General features: G+C 32.4%; 4 protein-coding genes. 1 reads left to right on the top strand and 3 read right to left on the bottom strand.

Annotated elements, in window-relative coordinates; all coding sequences use genetic code 11:
* Positions 1-426, top strand: a 426-nt coding sequence (locus tag HG1285_RS01955) for an A24 family peptidase (RefSeq protein WP_032497122.1), incomplete at its 5' end; no start/stop codon positions are given.
* Here the strand turns inward: HG1285_RS01955 and nusB are convergent.
* The 3 genes from nusB to HG1285_RS01970 form a co-directional block, all read right to left on the bottom strand.
* On the bottom strand, positions 401-841 hold the full coding sequence (nusB, locus tag HG1285_RS01960; protein WP_008289255.1) for a transcription antitermination factor NusB: 441 nt from the start codon (positions 839-841) through the stop codon (positions 401-403). The genes HG1285_RS01955 and nusB overlap by 26 nt on opposite strands.
* 3 nt (positions 842-844) lie before the next feature.
* A complete protein-coding gene (gene ribE, locus HG1285_RS01965) occupies positions 845-1,306 on the bottom strand; it encodes a 6,7-dimethyl-8-ribityllumazine synthase (protein ID WP_008289254.1) in 462 nt (153 codons plus the stop codon).
* Positions 1,307-1,533 (bottom strand): DegT/DnrJ/EryC1/StrS family aminotransferase (locus HG1285_RS01970; protein WP_008289253.1); only part of this gene is annotated, 227 nt, incomplete at its 5' end. It lies immediately after the preceding gene.

Below are 1,533 nucleotides of genomic sequence, written 5' to 3'. Positions count from 1 at the left end.
ATTGATTTTGATTTTAAAATTATTCCAGATGAAATAAATCTTATTGGTTTTATTTCCGGCATAATTTACTCATTTTTTAGACATGATTTTTCTGTCGTTGATGCGTTAATAGGTGCTGTTGTCGGTGCAGGTTTTTTATGGTTAATCGCATTTTTATACCTTAAATATAGAGGTATTGAAGGGCTTGGAATGGGAGATGTAAAACTTCTTGCATTTTTTGGTACTTATTTTGGGTGGTTTGGGAGCTTATTTATAATATTTTTTGGGTCTTTAGTTGGGGCTGTAATTGGTATTTTGTCTGCTTACTTCAGCAAAGCAGAAGATAAATCTACATATGAAATTCCTTTTGGACCTTTTCTATCTTTAGCTGCAGTTATTTACCTGTTTTTTGGAGAATACATCAAGCAGTTTTACTTTGGGCTTTAAAGTCTTTGTAAATTTTGCTTAACACTCCATTTATAAATTTTAGCGCTTTCTCATCAAGGTTGTAGCATTTTGCAATATCTAAAATATCCATAAAAACCCTTTTTTTGTCTGGAATATCAGAAAATACAAGCTCGTAAGTTCCGATTCTTAAAAGAGCTCTTTCTATATATCCAAGTCTATCTAATCTCCAATCTTTCAAATGAGACTGAATAATATTGTCAATTTCGTCAATATATTCGTAAACTCCGTTTATTATCTGATATGCGTATTTTAGTGTTTTTTCAGAAAGATTTTGTCTAATATCTGATATTGTCTCTTCTAAAGTTTCATTTATATCTTTTTCCTTATCTATGTCATATGCGTATAAGACTTTTAAAGCTATTTCTCTGGCTTTTTTTCTAAACTTTCCAACCATTAGTTAAATACCTTTTAAAACATTTACCATTTCTATGGCTGTAAGGGCTGCGTCAAAACCTTTATTCCCCATTTTTGTTCCTGCTCTTTCAACAGCCTGTTCTATTGTATCTGTTGTAAGTATTCCATAAGCTATTGGGACTTCTGTTTCTAAACTAACTTGCGCTATCCCTTTTGTTACCTCATTTGCTACATAATCAAAATGGGGAGTTGAACCTCTTATTACAGCACCAAGACATATTACAGCATCGTACTTTCCGCTTTTTGCAAGTTTCTTTGCAGTTAAAGGTATCTCAAATGAACCTGGAACTCTTACAACTGTTATATTATCTTCACTTCCGTTATGTCTAACAATACAGTCTACAGCTCCTTCAAGAAGCTTTTCTGTAATAAGGCTGTTAAATCTCCCAACTACTACAGCAAATTTTAATCCTTTAGCATCAAGCTGTCCATTAATTTCTTTCATTTAAGAAACCTCATTTACAATTTGTTTTACTTTCTCAATTATAAAGTCTACTTCATCATCTTTCAATGCAGGATAAACAGGTATTGCAAATATTTCCTTTGTTAGAAGCTGTGCAAATTCACAGTCTAAATGCTCTGCATTTCTAAGCTGATGAAGTGTGTAATCATAATAAACTCTTGCTCCAATACCTTCCTGAACAAGCCTTTCAACAATCTCGTCTCTTTTTG

The organism is Hydrogenivirga sp. 128-5-R1-1 (assembly GCF_000171895.1).
This window is presented reverse-complemented; position numbering and strand designations above follow the sequence as displayed.

Coding starts and splice junctions, on each gene's coding strand:
- nusB (WP_008289255.1), bottom strand. CDS start 841: ATGGTTGGAAAGTTTAGAAAAAAAGCCAGAGAAATAGCTTTAAAAGTC.
- ribE (WP_008289254.1), bottom strand. CDS start 1,306: ATGAAAGAAATTAATGGACAGCTTGATGCTAAAGGATTAAAATTTGCT.